This window comes from Paenibacillus sp. FSL K6-1566 (genome assembly GCF_038050475.1).
Taxonomy (GTDB): domain Bacteria; phylum Bacillota; class Bacilli; order Paenibacillales; family Paenibacillaceae; genus Paenibacillus_AQ; species Paenibacillus_AQ lactis.
On the sequence record NZ_JBBOSR010000001.1, the window covers coordinates 774,037 to 791,842 of the forward strand.

The window sequence follows — 17,806 nt, forward strand, 5'->3', positions numbered from 1 at the left end:
CTCAGAGCCCGCTTCCCGCTTAGCCGATAACAACCCCGAGGATGCGGTTAACGGGGCGGTTTACAGGGTATAAATGGTAACGGATTTCGATAGGCTTAAGCGAAAAGATGATGGACTGGAAGGGAGCTGACACAAGTATGGATGCTGTACTCTACTTGATATTGGCCGCTCTGTATATGGCGCTGTTCGTTTATGGCCTGGTGCTGTTCAAGCGGGATCCATCGCCCGGGCTGCGGTATCTGCTGCTCGTGGTGACGGCGGGGCTGGTTTGGGACAACGGAGTTATCGGACTTGGCAGGTGGATCGGAGAAGGGAGGCTGCTTGAGCAGCTGAATCTATCGCGCTACTGGGTGCATGCTTTGGCAACGCCTTTATTGGCGCTGGTGTCCTTCGATCTGATCCGGCGGTCGGGAAGCGCCTGGGCCCGGAAGCCGGGGGCCGCTTGGGGGGCTTGGCTCGTGACCGTCCTTCTCATCGTGCTGGAGGTTGTCACGGTAACGATGGATCTGTCGCTTGCCCCTTCACATCAATACGGTGCCCTTCGATACGTATCCACCGAATCGTCCGGCCCGCCGCTGATGGTCATGATCGTCCTTGTGCCGCTGCTGCTTGCAGGCGTGACCGTATGGCGCAGAGAACGGTCGCCCCTGCTATTCATCGGCACCATATTGATGGCGGCGGGAAGCGCCATTCCAATCCCGGTTGAAAGCTCTGTCGTGACGAACGTGTTCGAATTGCTGTTGCTTCTTACCTTGTGGCTGACGGTTCGCAAAGTCTTGAATGCTCGCACTTGGTCCTTTCGTTAGGCTGGCAGAGCCTGATCCCGAAGCTCGGGATCAGGCTCTTTGCAATAGAGATCGGCTCCGTGATATGCAGATGGCGTGCCCCATTGCTGCATTCAGCAAACCTTCAGCTTGGCCTAAGCCAGGCATAAGGCTGCTCTAAGCCCTGTTTCAGCTTCGCCTTCTATACTTCGGATTGTAAGCAAATCTAAATCACCCACAAGGAGAGATTGCAATGAATCCGATAAGCAAAAAAGTGATGGTAAGCAGTATGGCGGCAGCTCTAGTTTTGGGAGGAGCGGGATACCTGCAAAGCAAGGTCTTCGCCGCAGCAAGCACGGATGCAGCGGCTTCCGCAACAGAGGCTGGACAGGCAGGCACAAACGCCGGGACGGACACGGATGCCGTGAAGAGCAGCGATGGGAAGCGTTTAGGAATCCGGGGCGGCGGTCCGTTTGGCGGCCATCTGATGACGGAGGCGTCGGAGGTGCTTGGTATGACGGAAAGCGATATCCGTTCAGCGCTCGAAGCTGGCAGCACATTAGCAGAGATTGCTGAGAATAACGGCATGTCCAAATCCGATTTTGTGCAGAAGCTGGTCGCGCTGGAATCCGCGAAGCTGGATGAGCGTCTAAGCGAGGACGGCATATCGGACACAAAGGCGGCGGAGCTGAAGGAAGGGCTGAACGAACGATTAACGGAAGCGGTTGATGGGAGTGCGCAAGAGCTTCTGATGAAGGGGCATGGCAAAGGTGGCCGCGGCTTTGGAAAGTTCGGCAAGCCTGAGGAAATCGCAGCATTGCTCGGGATGACGGAGGACGAATTGAAGGCGGGCCTTGAGGGCGGGCAATCGCTGGCCGAGCTGGCGGACGCTAAAGGCATGACGGAGGAAGAGCTGCTGCAGAAGCTGAAGGAGCAATTGACGGAGCCTTTAAAGCAATGGATCCATGAGAAGAGCACGGATTCGAATCCATCTGATGCATCGAAGACGGATACGGAAGCTGAGTCAGCCGCCGAATAGTTAAGATCTCATGGATGGTTTAAGATATGGAATGTACAAGCCGGGGGGACCGGATATACTGGAGACTGCAGGGGCGATGGGTCCCGCAGTCTTCTTTTTACGAATTGGGCGAATGTTTTGCAATGATCCTGTTGACCTTAACGTTACGTTAAGGTGTACAGTTTAGGATGTCAGGAGGTGAAATCATGGAATATACCGTACAGAAGCTTGGACGGCTGGCTGGGATCAGCACCCGGACGCTCCGATATTATGATGAGATTGGCATTCTGAAGCCGGCCAGAATCAGCTCGTCAGGATATCGAATCTACGGGGAGGAGGAAGTGAACCGGCTGCAGCAGATTTTGTTTTACCGGGAGCTGGGGCTTCAGCTGGAAGACATTAAGGCGATCATGGCCTCGCCATCCTTTGACCGGGTCCGGGCGCTGAAGGAGCACCATGTGCAGCTTCTTGACAAGAGACGGCAGCTCGATCTGCTGATTGCGAATGTGGAGAAGTCGATTGCCTCCACTGAAGGGAGAATAACCATGAGCGATCAAGAGAAATTCGAAGGCTTTAAGCAGAAGATGATTGACGACAATGAGCAACAATACGGCAAGGAAATCCGTGAAAAATATGGTGACGAGACGGTAGACCGGTCCAATGCGAAATTGAAGGGCATGACGCAGGAGCAGTACGAGGAAGTGACCCGTCTGGCTGACGATCTGTATGCAACGCTTGCCGAAGCGTTCAAACAGGGGGATCCGGCCGGGGAGCTGGCACAGCGTGCGGCGGATTTGCATAAGCAGTGGCTCACGTATTATTGGAGCGATTACAGCAAGGAGGCCCATGCGGGGCTTGCCCAGATGTATGTGGATGATGAGCGGTTTACGGCACATTATGATGCGAAGCAGACGGGAACGGCGGCGTTTCTGCGCGACGCGATATTGATTTACACCGGCATGAAATCTTAAGGACCCATCGCCATGACACGAGGCTGATGTCATCAGCTTCAAGAGAAGCTCCCCTCTGCGTGCGGTTAACCCGCAGTAGAGGGGTTTTCGTTATGTCCGGATATACAGTGCCATAGGCTCCATTCCCCCTGATCCCCCGGCTCAAAAGGCCGGCCAATTTCCACAATCTGTTCCTTGTCACCCGCAGGGTAAAAATGGTTAGATGATCTTTGGACTAATTTTCACAAATCCTGCACCAATCGGTGTTTATCTCATATAAAACGGGGGGAATTATGGAGCTGTTTATTCAACATGCGGTGGACATCATCAATGATTTTCTGTGGTCCAAGCTGCTCATTGTATTGCTTATTGCCGGAGGGCTGTATTTTACGTTCGGCACCAAGTTTTTGCAGTTCCGTCTGCTGGGTGAAATGTTCCGGGTGATCCGGGAATCCAAACCGAAAGCCAAAGGAAGCATCTCTCCCTTCCAAGCATTTGCCATCAGTATGGCGGCGCGGGTCGGAACCGGAAATATTACGGGGGTTGCGATCGCGATATCGCTCGGAGGGCCGGGCGCCGTGTTCTGGATGTGGATCATTGCCATTATCGGAGCGGCTTCCAGCTTTATTGAAAGCACTTTGGCGCAGATTTATAAGATAAAGGACGGCGCAGGAGGCTTCCGCGGCGGTCCGGCGTACTACATTCAGCAAGGCCTGAAGAAGCGCTGGATGGGCGCATTGTTTGCCGTGCTGATCACATTATCCTTCGGATTGGTGTTTAATGCCGTTCAGTCGAATACGATCACGATCGCCTTTGAAAATTCATTCGGCTCGAGCCGTTTAACGGTGGGCCTTGTGATGGCTGCCATCTTCGCCGTTATTATTTTTGGCGGTGTGAAGAGAATTGCGAAAATGTCGGAGCTGATCGTCGTCGTGCTGGCTGTTCTGTATGTCGGTGCCGCGCTGTATATCATTCTGGCCAACATTACGAAGCTGCCGGAGGTGCTCACGCTGATTGTGAAAGGCGCGTTCGGTTATGAGCAGATTGCAGGCGGCACCCTCGGGGCGGCCCTAATGAACGGCATCAAAAGGGGATTGTTCTCCAATGAAGCGGGGATGGGTAGCGCCCCGAACGCTGCCGCAACCGCAACGACGAGCCATCCTGCGAAGCAGGGGCTCGTGCAATCACTTGGCGTGCTGATCGATACGCTCGTTATCTGCACAAGCACGGCATTCATCATTTTGTTTACGGGCGCATATAAAGAGACCGGGCTGGATGGCGTTGCCCTGACCCAAGCGGCGCTCGGCATGGAGATGGGGGCATGGGCGTCGGATTTTCTGGCGATCATGATTTTCCTGTTTGCGTTCAGCACGCTTCTGGGCAATTATTATTATGGCGAAACCAATATCGAATTTTTGAAATCGAATCGGGCCTGGATATGGCTCTATCGTGCCTGTGTGCTGGCCATGGTGATCTTTGGCTCCGTTACCAGCGTCAAGCTGGTATGGGATCTTGCCGATTTGTTCATGGGGCTGATGGCTATTGTAAACCTGATTGCGATAACGCTGCTTTCCAAGGTGGCTTTTGCCGCCTTGAAGGATTACTTGAAGCAGCGGCGGGAAGGGCTGGATCCGGTCTTTACCAAAGCGAGCATCAAGGGATTGGAAGATGTGGAGTGCTGGGATGGAAAGCCCGGTTCGCTCTGAACGGATCTACTCATTTTATATAAAATTCAGCATTAAATCGTTACGGTTTGCAGCGGGAAGCTGCAGCCGTAGCGTTTTATTTTATGTTTTTTCGTAACATTAAGCGAATACTCCCGTTGTCTATATGAGTAGAAGGAGGGAGGTCTGGTGTTTTATGAGCGATCGTAATGGAGCGGATGAGGAGGGGCAGGTGCTCTTTGTTGACGAGCAAGGACAGTCGAAGCCCGGAAAACGGATTAAGGATCGGCGTAACCGCATGATTTGGCCGACAAGGGTGAAGTTTCTGACGAACGTGCTTGGCGCAGCTATCCTGTTGTTATTGCTTTATAGCATTTATATTTCGGCTATTCATATTTACTTGGAAAGATCAGGGAGGAGTGAGCAATTTAACCGGGCAGTCCTATCGGTTATTGAGCTTCACGAGGATGGCCTTCGGGTGGAGAAGCCGGCCTTTCCGAATATTGAGGTTACCCCGTTCCTCACCCAAAAAACAACGTTGAAACTGTATCGGGATGTGGGCAAATGGCAGGTGATCACCGGAGAGGTTCACGCGAAACTAAGCATCTCCGGCAAGCTGACCTATTCGGTCGCGAGAACAAGTCCCTATCTTAATCAGGATGATCGGCCTGCATTTATCCTCCCCTATTCGGTTATGTTTGAGGAGACGATAGAGGCAAACCCGAAGACGGAAAGCGATCTTAAACTTCTGGATCAGATCGGAGAAGGTCATGTTGCGCAGCTGTCATTCTCAACGAAAACATTAATGCCGCCGGAGGAGCTGCTCAAGCTTCTTGCGGATTATGATCTTGCCATAACGGGGATGCCGGTATATGCAGGGGAGCTTAAAGAGTTTGAGGTTGGTTATTCGCTGGGCGACAGCAAGGATTACTATGTTTCGCATTTGTCGCTAAAGCCTAGATACGGCTTTAGGGAGGATAACAGCCTGTCCATGTGGCAGATTTATTTTAAGCCGGAAGAAGATCAACACAATATGTCCGAGCATGTGGAGCATATGAAGTCGGACATCGAATGGATGATCAACAATGCTTCGTATAACGGGGAGGATGAGGATAAACAGCGGCTTGCCTATATTCAGAAAAACGGGGTTCAGGTGTACGGGGCGACGGTCACGGGGCCGGTGAAGGAGCTGCAGCGGCTTAAAGAGCGTCCGGAGTTTCGCGAATTCCGGCTGGGCCGCATCGAGGTATGGAACTGGGATTAACGAGCAACGGCAAAATGGAAGAGAAAGACAGCATGTTAATAAGAGAATCGAAGGGTCTGCCGCAAGAGCGTCTACTAGGACGGCGGCAGCCCCTTTTTTCTGTCCCAGCATTCAGCGGAAGCATGAATCAGGAACTATTATGTCTTTGATATTACTTTGACACGCATAGTAATGTGTGTTATATTAATCCCATTCTTTCCGTCAGAGGAGGCTTCGGAAACGTTGCTTGAATCATTACATAACAGCGATTTGATACGGGGAAACATCGACACGTTTATTCTTCGCGTGCTCATGGACGGAGATAATTACGGGTATCAAATCATTAAAGAAATTGCAAGGCGAAGCGGCCAACGATTCGAGCTTAAGGAGCCAACGCTGTACTCCAGTCTGCGAAGGCTAGAGAAGCAGGAGCTTATACGCTCGTATTGGGGGGAGGAGACCCAAGGAGGACGACGGAAATATTACCATCTTACACCGCAAGGGCGTGAGCGTTTTTTAAGAAACAGGAGTGAATGGAAGGCTGCGCGGGTCGTTATCGATGACTTGATCGGATATGGAGAGGAGCTGGATCATGATGTCGAATGAACATGAATTGGAGGTTTACGTTAATCGGTTATTTGCGAATCATCGGAAGACAAGGGAGACGCTGGAGCTGAAGCAGGAGATTCTTAGTAATCTGGAGGCAAAGGTTGCCGATGAGATGGCTCATGGAATGGACCGTCAAGCGGCAATCCGTTTAGCGATCGATGGCATCGAGGGAATCGATGACCTGCTCGATGACAACCCGAGGATGTATGTTACCCGTTATCGTTATGAGCTTCTGCAAAGTGCCTTGATCTATATTCTGCTGGCATGGATACTGACTCTGCCTGCACGGATTATGCCTAGCGGGGTGATGATTAATTCCCTTCTGCTGTGCTTGGCCGCCCTTGCCGGCATCATGTTTTTAGTCGTGTCCTCGCATCTAAAACGAGATGACACGCAAACGGCTGTCGTCCATTCGGCCGGACGGTCGCACTGGCCCAAGACGGCGTGGGCGATCTGGGGGATATTCATGGTCGTCGTTACCGCGTATACGTTTATTTTGCATTTCGGCAGTGATATTTGGTTTGGCCGTCCCCTTAAGGTAGATGGGCCCTATTCGCTGTATGTCCTCGCAATGCAGCTTGCCCTTCCCTTGACATCGGTGATCGTCCCGATGCTGGTTCATCGGGCCTCCAGATTAACCGACAAACATGAGGTGAAGGAAGCATGAGCAGAAAAAATGTATGGATCGTTGTACTGTTGATGATCGGCATCAGCGGCCTCATCGCGTTGGAAGGCTTCATCAAGCCCAGGGCGAATGCGCAGGCGGTTCGATACGAGGCTGAGCAAAACGATCCGTTAACGCATGACATCCGTCAATCGATACCGTATTCGAACAAGTATATGGGGAATGCGGCGAACTTCGCCAATCTGAACGCATCCCTGCCTTTTCGCAGCATCGGAAGAACCTTTCAGATGTACCCTGACCGGCTGACAGCCGAGATTCTGTATCAGGCTAGAGCAGGGGAGCTTGCCCCTGATAAGCTGAATGCATTGTTCATGTATAATTCAACGGCGAATTTTGCATTGATCGATAACCTCGAGGAGCTGATATTCACTTTTGAAGATCAAAGCTTTACGATTCGGCGGGATGAGGTTGAGACATGGTACCGGGAAGTAGGAAGCGTTGCGCTTCTGCGCGATATCGATTTGTGGAGGACCCACGTCCAATCCCGCATAGCTGATGAAGACCAAGTTACCGACTTTGTCACGAGTGTTGTGAGACCAAGTTCGCAAAAGAAGGATAGATCATCGATATAGAAGTGTGTAAGACCTCAGTTCACAGTGTCTGAATGTATGGAGGAATAACGATGAGCCAACAGGAGAGACGATTGAGTCTCGGTGCTTTTCTGATGAATTACGGTCATCATATCGCGGCATGGCGTCATCCGGAGTCGTCGAAAGTCCGGCCGATCGATTTAGCCTTTTACAAAGATTGCGCTCTTGCCGCTGAGCGCGGAAAATTCGATATGATATTCCTTGCGGACAACAACTCGATTCCTTTAATAGGGGATTTAAGAACCAATGTCAGCTTTCTTCAGCCTGAAGCCTTGACGATGCTGAGCGCTTTGGCGGGCGTGACCTCACATATCGGCCTGACGGGGACCGCTTCAACCACCTTCAACGAGCCCTATAGCTTGGCCAGAAGGCTCTCAACGCTGGACCATATTAGCGGTGGCAGGGCAGCTTGGAATGTTGTCACCTCCACCAAGGATGCGGAAGCGCGGAATTTCGGATCAGCTGCATTGCTGGAGCATGGGAAGCGGTATGAACGGGCGGAAGAATTCATGCGGGCGGTTACCGGCCTGTGGGACAGCTGGGAGGAAGATGCTGTAGTTGTGGATCGGGAAGGAATCGTGTTTGCCGATACGGATAAAATCCACCGGGTTCATCACCAAGGGGAATATTTTCGCATCGAAGGGCCGTTGAACATGCCAAGATCGCCGCAAGGCAGACCCGTGATTATCGAGGCAGGCACCTCGGCCGCCGGACAACGGCTGGCTGCGCGAACGGCGGATGTTGTATTTACGGCATGCGAGGATAAGGCGGAGGCCATCAGGTACTATCAACGGTTTAAGAGCCTGCTGACCGAATATGGGCGTGAACCGGATGATGTAAAAGTAATGCCGGGCCTGCTCGTATTCCTCGGGGAGAGCGAGGAGGAAGCCCGCGAATCCAGGCAGATGTGGAGCGAGCTTATTTTGCCGGAGGCTGCGGTTAAATATCTGTCACAGCTATTGAATACGGATCTGAGCGGATACCCGGCCGATGGGCCGTTACCGGATCTCCCCAAGGAAGGGAACAGCAGCCGGGCGGTCATGATTATAGAGACGGCTAAGCGAAGCGGAATGAGCGTTCAGGAGCTGGGACGGCATTATGCTGTGGCACGAGGCCATATGACCGTTACCGGAAGTCCTGATCAGATCGCGGATATGATCGAGGACTGGTTCAGGAGCGGAGCCTGCGACGGCTTTAATGTTATGGCGCCTTTATTGCCAAGCGGGCTGGAGCGATTCGTGGATTCGGTGGTGCCTTTGCTGCAGCAAAGGGGAATATTTCGTTCAGAATATTCGGGGCGCACATTGAGAGAGCATCTGGGGATCAGACTTAGATAAGCGGAAGACCGATCGGGTTGACCTGTACATCCTTATAAAAAAGGGCATCCAGTACCGGAATGTTGGCGATTCCGGTGCCGATGCCCTTTTTCATTCATGACCTTAAATATTTATCGCGAATCAAATTCATATGATGAATTTCGTGACCGGCAATGATATAAGCGGCTGCTCGGGCGGAGAGTGGGTAGTTGTTAAAGCTGCCTTGCGCAAGCATCCCTTTCTCCGTCAGACTTCCCACGAGCGTTAAGGTCGACATCCTGACCGCGGAGTAATCCCGCAGCACTTCCTTCAGCGGCAGGCTGGCAAAGGGCGAGTTTTGAACGAATGCCTCCCGGTCATAGCCGGAAAATTCCCGGGCGTCCCCGCGGGCTATATGAAGCAGACGATAACTCCATAGACGCTCCCCATCCGCGATGTGGCCCATCACCTGCTTCAAGCTCCATTTTCCCTCGGCATACCGGTACTCTGCTTGCTCCTCCGTTAGATCGCTCAGCGTCTTTAATGTATCGTCATGCAGCTCCTGCAGCACATCCACTATGTTTCCGTCAGGCACCAGGCTGATGTACTTTTCAGCCAAAGGCAAATATTCTGTTGAATCCGGTCTTGTATTCATAACGATTCCCCCGATTTAAGAATTTACTGTCTCATACATAGACTCATATGCAGATAGAGCCGCCAGAATGATGATTCGTCAGGAAGGCTTATGTTATGCTCAATCAAGCGCCAGAATGATCAGTGCGCCATTAGGTTGCTTGCGCCCAGATCAAGTGGACGATGCCGTTCCAATAGCGTTCGGATCGAAGCACCTTCAGCGGTGAGTCCTTCACGATGCGAAGGATATCGCGGTTGAAGTGACAGCCGGATATCCGCCGGGCTGCAGGATTGGCCAGATGCTGGGCGAGGCCGATAAGCCGGTTGGCGCTGACCCCATGCTCCAGCAGATAGACGCGGCCGCCGGGTTTGGCCCAGCGGTTCATGCGGCGCAATGCTTCCAAGGGATCCTCGTAGCCGCATAGCGACAGCGTGGACACCACGCAGTCAAAAGACCGCTCCGGAAGCTCCAGCGTCTCGATATCATGCTCAAGAAAAGTCGCCTGAATGCCAAGCTCCACCGCAAATTGCCGCGCGCGGCTCAGCATTTCCGGCGAGAAGTCGACCGCGGTCAACTCGACCTTGTCCCGCTGATAGAACGGAAGGTTCGCACCGGCACCGACGGCGACCTCAAGCACTTGTCCTGAGACGTCCTGAAGCAGCCGCTGCCGCCATCTCCCGATATAACGCTGCCTGGAGTTTCTTTCGTACATGGCGGCTTGCTTGTTGAACTTCCGGATCAGCGCCCCTTTATTCACGCGGAATTCTCCGTGCTACGCCGGTTTTGATCGCAGCCTTTACAACAAGCTCACGGATAGCCTTTACGACGTTTTGATTGAATACGCTCGGAATAATGTAGGAAGGGTTCCGTTCATCATCCGGTACAGCCGACGCGATAGCCTCCGCTGCTGCAAGCTTCATTTCCTCGTTAATCGTGGTCGCTCTGCAGTCGAGCGCCGCGCGGAAAATTCCCGGAAAGCAAAGCACGTTGTTGATTTGGTTCGGATAATCCGAGCGTCCGGTAGCGATGACGCCAACGATGTCTTCCACCTCTTCGGGCCGGATCTCCGGCGTTGGATTGGCCATGGCGAAGACGATCGGGTCGTCGGCCATCGCCAGTACGTCCTCGCGGCGGAGCAGGCCGCCTGCAGACAGTCCGATGAATACGTCGGCGCCGCGAATAACTTCCTGCAGCGAGCCTTGCACCTTGTCCGGGTTCGTATGCTCCGCGTACCACTGCCACATCGAATTGTTGTAATTGCCACCGGCAACTAATGCCCCTTCGCGGTCGACGCCGATGAGATTTTTGACTCCGGCCGAGAGGAGAATTTTACTGCAAGCGACCCCGGCGGCACCGATTCCGCAGACGACCACCTTGATCTGATCAATCGATTTTCCGACGATTTTCAAGGCATTGATGAGCGCCGCATATAATACGACGGCTGTGCCGTGCTGATCGTCATGGAACACGGGGATATCGAGCTCATCCCGCAGTCGTTGCTCGATTTCAAAACAGCGCGGAGACGAAATGTCCTCCAGATTGATGCCGCCGAAGGCAGGCGCCAACGCTTTGATGCAGGAGATGATCTCCTCTGTATCCTGGGTGTCCAGACAGATCGGGAACGAATCCACGCCCGCCAGCTGCTTGAACAGCATGGACTTGCCTTCCATTACCGGCATCGCTGCATAAGGACCGATATTGCCGAGTCCCAGTACAGCGCTTCCATCGGAGATGACGGCGACCGTGTTTCTTTTGATTGTCAGGGTATAGGCCTTCTTGGGGTCTTCCTGTATGGCTGCGCAGACACGGGCGACATCTGGCGTATAGACTCGGGAGAGGTCATCGCGGTTCTGGATTGGAATTTTGGGCTGAGTTTCGATTTTGCCGCCGAGATGCATAAGGAACGTGCGGTCGGATACGTTGACGAGCCGAACGCCCTTTAAATTTTTGACGGTGTCGGTGATCTTGCCGATATCGACGCTGTCAGTAACCGTAATCGTAATATCGCGGACGGTGATATGGCCGCTGGACTGGATGACGTCGATCGCCACCATATCTCCCCCGGCTTCGAAAATCGCGGATGCAACCTGGCCGAATTTGATGTCTTGCGTGTTCATTTCCAGTCTGAGAATAATGCTCTTTCCTCCGAGTCCGTTTTTTTCCATTGCTACCTCCATGTGTGTTTAATCATTGACATGATTGTTAGTGGGTGTAACGGTGTATAATGTTAACAATAAGATCTTTCGCTAAACGCTGGTCAATTTCCTGTTTCCCGGATCGAACAATCCCGGATCCGCATAAAGAAATTAATGGCAGGGAGCAGCGTATACGGGGATTGGATCCAAATCATTACACGGTGAAGGAGAGAAGACGATGAATGCCCGAATCGAGGAACTCGAGAAACGCCTGGAGAGCAAGCACCATAAAGACCTGTTTCTTCAAATGAAGCATACGCTTCAGGCCGTGGACGATCTGGCTGAAGAGCATCGAAGGTACCAAGCGGTTCAAGCGCTCAGCGGGGTGCGGATCGTCGGCTCCGAAGAGAGTGTCTATTTTGATACCCTTAACCAGGTGAAGGAGCTGATCGTGCACACGCTGGAGATGACGATCGAAGACCTGGAGCACAAAGGGGATAAGCGGTACGAGAAGAACTTCAAGGATGGCGTTGAGTGATCTCCTAAAAGACGGCCGGCTCGCTTCCGGTGCGGCAAGCGTACAAGAGAACTGTTTCATAAGTAGATTTTTCTACTATGGGCAGTTCTTTTTTTGATTTATAACGCGAAACACGGAATCCGGGATCGTGCGCTCTTGCTTGCTAACCTGTCAGCTATTGTCGTGGACGAGCTAAGCTTGTCTGATGTGGGATACAATATTATCCAATTCTCATTGGATTGTGTAAAAAATCGTTGTTTTCTATTATGGGATACCGGAAGCAGATCCATTAAAATGATGATAGGGATGGTAAAGCTTGGACATTATAATGATTCTTCCAAGCTTGACAGAACTTAGGGAACGGCTCTGCGCTCGGAGCTACGGACAAAGGAGGGGTGCAAGACAGAGGGGATCGACAATCGCTTGCGGCAGTTGATTGAATTTTACAATTAAAAGGAGGAACATTGTATGACATTAAGTTTGCCGAACAAATCTTGGCTCAAGCATGTAATCATTGCAGGCTCCACGATGCTGTTGATGGCTTTATTCATGGTTTTATTTGCGGATAAGGCATTTGCCCACGGGTATGTTGAGTCCCCGGCGAGCCGCGCGCTTCTGTGTAAGCAAGGGGTTAACTCCGATTGCGGCGCGATCGTTTATGAGCCGCAGAGCTTGGAAGCTCCTAAAGGCTGGCCTGCAGCAGGTCCTGCTGACGGCAAGATTGCAAGTGCAGGCGGAGCATTCCCTAAGCTTGACGAGCAGTCCGCTACACGCTGGAGCAAAGTCAGCATTTCTCCAGGAACGACGACGTTCAAATGGCATTTGACAGCTCCGCATGTGTCGGCAAGCTGGAAGTACTACATTACGAAGGACGGCTGGGATCAAAATGCTCCGCTGAGCAGAGCCTCCTTCGACCTGACACCGTTCTGCTCGATTAACTACGGAGGCGTAAAACCGCCAACCGATTACACATCAACCTGTAACGTTCCGGCAAAATCCGGATATCATGTCATTCTGGCTGTATGGGAAGTAGCTGATACGGCGAATGCATTCTACAACGTCATCGATGTTGACTTTGGCGGCGGTAACGGTAACCCGAACCCGAGCGTACCAGCTCCGACAGGTCTGACCTCTCCATCTCAAACAAGCAGCAGCGTTTCCCTGGCTTGGACAGCTTCCACTGGAGCTTCCAGCTATGAGGTTTATCGTAATGGAACCCTTGTGGGTACATCCGCAACAACCTCTTATAATGATACGGGCCTGACGGCTGGAACGTCCTACACGTACACCGTGGTCGCTGTCAGCAGCAACGGCAGCAAATCCGCGGCATCTGCACCGCTCTCGGTGTCGACATCCGGCAGCTCCGCAACCTACCCTGCTTGGAGCGCAAGCACCGTGTATCTGGGCGGCGACAAGGTTTCGTACAACGGGAAGAACTATGAAGCAAGATGGTGGACGCTTGGTGAGACTCCGGGATCTGCCGAAGTGTGGAAGCTTCTCCCATAAGCATTTCCTTCGATTATCAAGGATTCTCTAATGTGAATGAATAATGAACTGTCCTTAAGTAGATTTCTCTACTGCGGGACAGTCTTTTTTATGGATTGTGATGAAAAGCGAAAGCGTTAGGACTCCCTAGCGTTCCATCTTCGATGGGAGGAACGATTCATACATAACACATTTCGGGACGTTCCATGCGACAATAATGAAACAAGAAGGGGCCTCCGGCAGGGTCCCTTCTTGTATTTTCATCGAGCAGTCAAGATAGGCCGTTGCCTTAAGTTTAATCCCCTTACGCCCGGTACACCGTGATGCCCCGTTCCTGGAACGGCCGAATATCGGCATCGGACGCTTCGGTTCCCGTGACAAGGGTGTGAATTGCGCTGTTTGGGGCTACGGTATGCAGGGACAGCTTGCCGATCTTGGAATGGTCGGTAACAACGACGATTTCGCCTGCGGCGCGGATCATGCCCTGTTTGGCGGGGACAAGCAGCGCTTCTGGGTGCATCAGCCCATGCTGCGGGTGCAAGGCAGGCGTTCCGATGAAGGCCTTTTCCACATGCAGCGAACCAAGCACGTGATCGGTAAACATGCCGTTCAGCATATAGCTGGAGGGGTACAGCTCCCCGCCGGTCAGAATGACCTTAATGCCAGGAGCATCCCGCAGCTCAACGGCTACGTTCATATCGTTGGTTATAACGGTAATGTCGGACCGATGAATCAAATGGGTAGCAATATGCAGCGTTGTTGTACCTGAATCGATAATGATATTCTCCCCGTCTTCGACAAGGGAGGCCGCCAGCTGGCCAATTCGGATTTTCTCCTCACGGTGAACGTTGGCACGTTCATTAAAGGACGGCTCGTTCCGCGTCCACTGCTCCATGATGACCCCGCCATGAGTGCGCTTCAGGGCGCCTTCCTGTTCAATCTCCGCCAGGTCCCGGCGGATGGTTGCGGTATGAACGCCGAATTCCTGCGCAAGCTGGGCGACCGTAGCCGTTCGATATTGCCTTACATAATCAATGATTCTTCGCTTTCTTTCATGTGCCAGCAACCGATCATATCTCCCTTCCTGAATCGAGCATAGGCTCACGGCATTTTTATATACAATGCGCATTATTGCTCTTTTATGCTCACCGTTTTAGTCCCCTCTCATTGTACCCTTCTAACGTTAAGCCAATGTTAAAACTGCAGGAGCCGCGCGAATTTACACAAACCGAACCCCAAGCTAACACTCTCCTAATAAAGCGGATCTACAATCAATTTGAATAAAAATGAACAAAAATGATCATTATCTGCTCATTTTATGCGTACAAATAAGCAGGGATTGAAAGGGATTTCATGCATGATGATTTGTTCATTACGCTGTACAGCATGATCAGATTATTACACAGGTGAGGGGGATCGCATTTGGCATCCATTGAATTCGTGAAGGTAAGCAAATACTTCGACCGTCAGCCCGTCATACAGGATCTGGATCTCAAAATCGAAGACGGCACGTTCACCGTCCTCGTCGGCCCGTCCGGCTGCGGAAAGACCACGCTGCTGCGCATGATTGCAGGGATTGATCCGCAAACCTCCGGAACCGTGCTCATCGATGGCAAGGACGTGACGCGCATTGCTCCAGGCAAACGCGGAGTGGCGATGGTGTTCCAGAATTATGCCATTTACCCGACGATGTCGGTCCGGGAGAACATTGAGTTCGGGCTGGTCAATAACAAGGTACCGAAGGCGGAACGGACCCGGCTTGTCGAGACGATCGGAGAAACGGTCGGCCTCGCCGATTACCTGGACCGAAAGCCTTCCACGTTGTCCGGGGGACAACGACAGCGGGTCGCGCTTGCACGGGCGATGGTGAAGAATCCGTCCGTCTTTCTCATGGACGAACCGCTGTCGAATCTGGATGCGAAGCTGAGAGTGCAGATGCGCATCGAGCTGATCGAGCTGCACAAGAAGCTGGGCACCACCTTTGTCTATGTGACGCATGATCAGGTAGAAGCGATGTCTATGGCCGATACGATCGTGCTGATGAATAAGGGAGTCATTCAGCAGGAAGCGCCGCCGGAAGTGGTGTACCGGAAGCCGAGCAATCTGTTCGCCGCTCAGTTCATCGGCGTGCCGCCGATGAATATCGCTCCGCTCGGCGAAGACCGGAGCACATTCGGCTTCCGTCCGGAGAATGCCGTCCTTGCCGCCGAGCCGGGATCGTTCCATTTTTCTGCCAAAGGGGAGATTGCCACGCGCGAAATGCTTGGCTCCGAGACGATCTACCAGGTGAAGACGGGGGATGGGCGGTCCTTTATGGTGAAGTGCCCGGACGATATATTCCATGTCGATCAGGAGGTATACCTTGGCGTGCCGGCCGATAAGCTGTTCTTCTTCGGGGCGGATGGCAACCGCATTGAGGAGCGGGACGCGCGCTACCTGGATTTCCTGGAGCGGCTGCGGGGGCAAAGTCATGGATAAGAAGCGGATTTGGGAAGGATTTCGTCCATACGTTCTCATCGCGCCGGCGATGGCGGGCATCTTTCTGTTCGTCATGTATCCGGTGGGCTACCTGATTTATTTGAGCCTCTTCAAATACAATCTGCTCAACAAAGACAAGAGCCGATTCGTCGGATTGGATAATTTCACGCAGATCCTGGGGCGGGGCGATTTCTATAAGGCGCTGTGGAATACCACGATCTACACCGCCGGCGTCGTGGTGCTGACCATGTTGCTGTCGCTGCTGTTCGCCGTATGGCTGAACAAGAAAGGACGATTCAATTCCATCGTGCAGGCCGGAATTTTTACGCCCCATGTGGTCTCGATCGTTTCGATCTCGCTCGTGTGGCTGTGGCTGATGGAGCCGAATCAAGGACTGCTCAATTATGTTCTCAAACTGGTCGGGCTCCCGCCTTCGGATTGGCTGCAAAGCTCCAAGACCGCCCTGATGTCGATCATCATCGTGTCCGTATGGCAGGCCATCGGCTACTATACGCTCATTATCGTGGCGGCTCTTCAAAGCATATCGCCCAGCATCTATGAAGCGGCTGCGCTGGATAACGCAAGCAAGTTCAAGGTGTTCTACAAAATCACGCTGCCCATGATTTCGCCGCAGCTGTTCTTCATCCTGATTATTATGACCATCGGCTCGTTCAAGGTGTTCGATACCGTTCAGGTCATGACGGGCGGGGGGCCCAACAATGCCACTACGACGCTGGTGTACTACATCTATGGCTTCCGTACGACCAATATCGGGTATGCGTCTGCCACGGGCGTGCTGCTGATGGCCGTTATCGGGCTTCTTACCTTCGTTTATTTCCGGCTGCTGGCCAAGAAGGTCCATTATCAATAATCCCCGCCGCGTTAAGGCAGAAAGGAGGAAAAGCTTGAAGACCCTGGAATGGAAGAGCATTGGGCAAGCACTGAGCATCGTGCTGAAGGCCGCCGTACTGATCCTGTTCATTTTTCCGTTTCTGTGGATGATCTCCACGTCGCTGCAGACGCTTCGCGAGACGATGGCGTTTCCCCCGACATGGATCCCTGCTTCGCCGCAGTGGGGCAACTTCGTCGAGGCGATGAATGCCGGGCCGTTTCTGACGTATTTCAAAAACTCCGTCGTCGTGACAGGCTCCATCATTATTTTGCAATTCCTTGTCATGATCCCGGCGGCTTATGCGTTCGCCAAGTATAAATTTCCGGGGAAAACGGTCCTGTTCGGCATGATTCTGCTGGCGTTCATGATTCCTGGCCAGGTCACATTCATTCCCGTCTACCTCATGATGGCGGAATGGGGGCTTGTGAAGACGCTGCTGCCGCAAATCATCCCGTTCGTTTCGAATGCATTCGGCATTTTCCTGCTGCGGCAGTATTTCATGCAGATTCCGGAAGAAATCATCGAGGCGGCCCGGCTGGATAATGCCAGCGAGTTCAACATTATGCGGAAAATCATGATCCCGATGTCGGGGCCCGCACTCGCAACCATTGCGCTGTTCAGCTTCGTCAGTCATTGGAACGATTATTTCTGGCCGCTCGTCATGACCGATTCGGCCGCGGTTCGGCCTTTGACGCTCGGGATCGCGATGCTGCGGGAAACCGAGGGCATCAGCAACTGGCATATCATCATGGCCGGCAACGTGATGCTGGTCGTACCTATCCTGCTGGTGTATCTATTCTGCTCGAAGCATATCGTGAAGGCGTTCGTGTATTCAGGAATTAAATAA

18 protein-coding genes are annotated in these 17,806 nt (G+C 52.6%); 14 read left to right on the forward strand and 4 right to left on the reverse strand.

Annotated elements, in window-relative coordinates; translation table 11 throughout:
• The first annotated feature begins 137 nt into the window (after positions 1-137).
• From NST08_RS03400 to NST08_RS03440, 9 genes are all read left to right on the forward strand, one after another.
• Positions 138-806, forward strand: coding sequence for a hypothetical protein (locus NST08_RS03400; RefSeq protein ID WP_028407382.1), 669 nt, complete (start codon positions 138-140; stop codon positions 804-806).
• A gap of 211 nt (positions 807-1,017) precedes the next feature.
• Positions 1,018-1,803, forward strand: coding sequence for a hypothetical protein (locus NST08_RS03405; RefSeq protein WP_144878029.1), 786 nt, complete (start codon positions 1,018-1,020; stop codon positions 1,801-1,803).
• Between the two features lie 185 nt (positions 1,804-1,988).
• Complete coding sequence (locus NST08_RS03410) at positions 1,989-2,753, forward strand: MerR family transcriptional regulator (protein WP_341341455.1); 765 nt, start codon at positions 1,989-1,991, stop codon at positions 2,751-2,753.
• 272 nt (positions 2,754-3,025) lie between these two features.
• Positions 3,026-4,438 (forward strand): alanine/glycine:cation symporter family protein, encoded by a 1,413-nt coding sequence (locus NST08_RS03415; protein WP_210094186.1) that lies wholly within the window; start codon positions 3,026-3,028, stop codon positions 4,436-4,438.
• A gap of 154 nt (positions 4,439-4,592) precedes the next feature.
• Entirely contained in the window at positions 4,593-5,660 is a 1,068-nt protein-coding gene (locus tag NST08_RS03420; RefSeq protein WP_341341456.1) for an anti-sigma factor C-terminal domain-containing protein, read from the forward strand.
• A gap of 222 nt (positions 5,661-5,882) precedes the next feature.
• On the forward strand, positions 5,883-6,245 hold the full coding sequence (locus tag NST08_RS03425; RefSeq protein ID WP_028407387.1) for a PadR family transcriptional regulator: 363 nt from the start codon (positions 5,883-5,885) through the stop codon (positions 6,243-6,245).
• Positions 6,232-6,915, forward strand: a complete 684-nt coding sequence (locus NST08_RS03430) for a permease prefix domain 1-containing protein (protein WP_232239456.1) — start codon at positions 6,232-6,234, stop codon at positions 6,913-6,915. Before NST08_RS03425 ends, NST08_RS03430 begins: the two co-directional genes overlap by 14 nt.
• Positions 6,912-7,505 (forward strand): DUF4825 domain-containing protein, encoded by a 594-nt coding sequence (locus NST08_RS03435; RefSeq protein WP_028407389.1) that lies wholly within the window; start codon positions 6,912-6,914, stop codon positions 7,503-7,505. The genes NST08_RS03430 and NST08_RS03435 overlap by 4 nt, the downstream gene beginning before the upstream one ends.
• A gap of 50 nt (positions 7,506-7,555) precedes the next feature.
• Positions 7,556-8,860, forward strand: coding sequence for an LLM class flavin-dependent oxidoreductase (locus NST08_RS03440; RefSeq protein ID WP_028407390.1), 1,305 nt, complete (start codon positions 7,556-7,558; stop codon positions 8,858-8,860).
• A 94-nt stretch (positions 8,861-8,954) separates the two neighbouring features.
• Here NST08_RS03440 and NST08_RS03445 read toward each other — a convergent pair whose 3' ends face one another.
• The 3 genes from NST08_RS03445 to NST08_RS03455 all read right to left on the reverse strand — a co-directional run bounded on the left by NST08_RS03445 (position 8,955) and on the right by NST08_RS03455 (position 11,617).
• Entirely contained in the window at positions 8,955-9,473 is a 519-nt protein-coding gene (locus NST08_RS03445) for a DinB family protein (protein WP_341341457.1), read from the reverse strand.
• A 130-nt stretch (positions 9,474-9,603) separates the two neighbouring features.
• Positions 9,604-10,209 (reverse strand): class I SAM-dependent methyltransferase, encoded by a 606-nt coding sequence (locus NST08_RS03450; RefSeq protein ID WP_341341458.1) that lies wholly within the window; start codon positions 10,207-10,209, stop codon positions 9,604-9,606.
• Positions 10,202-11,617, reverse strand: a complete 1,416-nt coding sequence (locus tag NST08_RS03455) for an NAD-dependent malic enzyme (RefSeq protein WP_341341459.1) — start codon at positions 11,615-11,617, stop codon at positions 10,202-10,204. The genes NST08_RS03450 and NST08_RS03455 overlap by 8 nt, the downstream gene beginning before the upstream one ends.
• 208 nt (positions 11,618-11,825) lie before the next feature.
• Here NST08_RS03455 and NST08_RS03460 point away from each other — a divergent pair, with 208 nt between their 5' ends.
• The gene (locus tag NST08_RS03460) at positions 11,826-12,125 is read left to right on the forward strand and encodes a hypothetical protein (RefSeq protein ID WP_007132474.1); all 300 of its coding nucleotides are present in this window, start codon (positions 11,826-11,828) and stop codon (positions 12,123-12,125) included.
• A gap of 447 nt (positions 12,126-12,572) precedes the next feature.
• Complete coding sequence (locus NST08_RS03465) at positions 12,573-13,610, forward strand: lytic polysaccharide monooxygenase (protein WP_341341460.1); 1,038 nt, start codon at positions 12,573-12,575, stop codon at positions 13,608-13,610.
• A 283-nt stretch (positions 13,611-13,893) separates the two neighbouring features.
• On the opposite strand, the gene NST08_RS03470 is transcribed toward NST08_RS03465, so the two are convergent.
• Positions 13,894-14,655 (reverse strand): DeoR/GlpR family DNA-binding transcription regulator, encoded by a 762-nt coding sequence (locus NST08_RS03470; RefSeq protein WP_007132472.1) that lies wholly within the window; start codon positions 14,653-14,655, stop codon positions 13,894-13,896.
• A gap of 356 nt (positions 14,656-15,011) precedes the next feature.
• Here NST08_RS03470 and NST08_RS03475 point away from each other — a divergent pair, with 356 nt between their 5' ends.
• The 3 genes from NST08_RS03475 (at position 15,012) to NST08_RS03485 (ending at position 17,806) form a co-directional block, all read left to right on the forward strand.
• Positions 15,012-16,067: an ABC transporter ATP-binding protein gene (locus tag NST08_RS03475; protein WP_028407394.1), complete on the forward strand. Its 1,056-nt coding sequence runs from the start codon at positions 15,012-15,014 to the stop codon at positions 16,065-16,067.
• Positions 16,060-16,938, forward strand: coding sequence for a carbohydrate ABC transporter permease (locus NST08_RS03480; protein ID WP_007132470.1), 879 nt, complete (start codon positions 16,060-16,062; stop codon positions 16,936-16,938). Before NST08_RS03475 ends, NST08_RS03480 begins: the two co-directional genes overlap by 8 nt.
• 127 nt (positions 16,939-17,065) lie before the next feature.
• The gene (locus tag NST08_RS03485; protein ID WP_232239462.1) at positions 17,066-17,806 is read left to right on the forward strand and encodes a carbohydrate ABC transporter permease; all 741 of its coding nucleotides are present in this window, start codon (positions 17,066-17,068) and stop codon (positions 17,804-17,806) included.

Excerpts from the sequence above, each read along its gene's own strand:
- NST08_RS03400 (WP_028407382.1), top strand. The coding sequence starts at position 138 with ATGGATGCTGTACTCTACTTGATATTGGCCGCTCTGTATATGGCGCTG.
- NST08_RS03405 (WP_144878029.1), top strand. The coding sequence starts at position 1,018 with ATGAATCCGATAAGCAAAAAAGTGATGGTAAGCAGTATGGCGGCAGCT.
- NST08_RS03410 (WP_341341455.1), top strand. The coding sequence starts at position 1,989 with ATGGAATATACCGTACAGAAGCTTGGACGGCTGGCTGGGATCAGCACC.
- NST08_RS03415 (WP_210094186.1), top strand. The coding sequence starts at position 3,026 with ATGGAGCTGTTTATTCAACATGCGGTGGACATCATCAATGATTTTCTG.
- NST08_RS03420 (WP_341341456.1), top strand. The coding sequence starts at position 4,593 with ATGAGCGATCGTAATGGAGCGGATGAGGAGGGGCAGGTGCTCTTTGTT.
- NST08_RS03430 (WP_232239456.1), top strand. The coding sequence starts at position 6,232 with ATGATGTCGAATGAACATGAATTGGAGGTTTACGTTAATCGGTTATTT.
- NST08_RS03435 (WP_028407389.1), top strand. The coding sequence starts at position 6,912 with ATGAGCAGAAAAAATGTATGGATCGTTGTACTGTTGATGATCGGCATC.
- NST08_RS03440 (WP_028407390.1), top strand. The coding sequence starts at position 7,556 with ATGAGCCAACAGGAGAGACGATTGAGTCTCGGTGCTTTTCTGATGAAT.
- NST08_RS03445 (WP_341341457.1), bottom strand. The coding sequence starts at position 9,473 with ATGAATACAAGACCGGATTCAACAGAATATTTGCCTTTGGCTGAAAAG.
- NST08_RS03455 (WP_341341459.1), bottom strand. The coding sequence starts at position 11,617 with ATGGAAAAAAACGGACTCGGAGGAAAGAGCATTATTCTCAGACTGGAA.
- NST08_RS03460 (WP_007132474.1), top strand. The coding sequence starts at position 11,826 with ATGAATGCCCGAATCGAGGAACTCGAGAAACGCCTGGAGAGCAAGCAC.
- NST08_RS03465 (WP_341341460.1), top strand. The coding sequence starts at position 12,573 with ATGACATTAAGTTTGCCGAACAAATCTTGGCTCAAGCATGTAATCATT.
- NST08_RS03480 (WP_007132470.1), top strand. The coding sequence starts at position 16,060 with ATGGATAAGAAGCGGATTTGGGAAGGATTTCGTCCATACGTTCTCATC.
- NST08_RS03485 (WP_232239462.1), top strand. The coding sequence starts at position 17,066 with ATGATCTCCACGTCGCTGCAGACGCTTCGCGAGACGATGGCGTTTCCC.